Origin of the sequence: Borrelia persica No12 (assembly GCF_000500045.1) — a bacterium.
GTDB classification, from domain to species: Bacteria; Spirochaetota; Spirochaetia; order Borreliales; family Borreliaceae; genus Borrelia; species Borrelia persica.
In genome coordinates this window covers 1-705 of sequence record NZ_AYOT01000125.1, presented here as the reverse complement: position 1 = coordinate 705, position 705 = coordinate 1, and the positions used below count along the sequence as shown (strand labels likewise).

The 705-nt window shown below is 29.2% G+C and carries 1 pseudogene; it reads left to right on the top strand.

The features are described 5' to 3' along the window. Window positions 1-637, top strand: a pseudogene (locus U881_RS0102515) (hypothetical protein); the annotation flags it as partial. Between the last annotated feature and the right edge of the window lie 68 nt (window positions 638-705).

Here is a 705-nt window from a genome sequence, read left to right as displayed (position 1 = left end):
TAAAGAAGCATACAAACTTGCAAGTAATGAGATTATAAAGCTTATAAATCACTTTATTTTAACTGGTACTGTATCAATCCAAAAAGATGGCAAAAATCAAAAACGAATGATTCCTAATATGTATGGGCTTCTAAATATGCCAAGTCAGATCAAAGAAGAAGTTCAGTCTTCTAATAAGGATAAGATGAATGAAATTTTTAAAAAAATTGAAGAAGGACTTGGGAAACTAGAACTTGGAGATGAATTTTCTACTCCTATGATGGTATTAGTTGATCCAAAAACAAGTTTAAARYTAGTTAAACCATATGCAATACCAWGYGARTCTTCATCMTCTAATTCTCATATCTATTCTTCAACTGATTCATGGGAGGATTTTTTAATTAAGACTATTAAAGCTGTTAATAATAGACAAGAAGTTTATATTGAGACAAGTAACTTACTTTCACACCAAATACTTATTTATCCATTAAATGCAGAACTCATTAAATTTAAACCAAGTAAGTATATGTTACCAATGCCAAATGAACAAATTGATAAAGATTCAACTGATATTGCGCATTCATATCTTGATTTTGTACTAGGTGGTTTACTTGCAACACAAAATACTATTTTAAGAGTTGATATCAAGCAAAGTTAACTTAGGATATTTGAATGTCTGGTGATAATTTGAATGCGTTTTACACAAAGCTAATTACTGCACTTGGA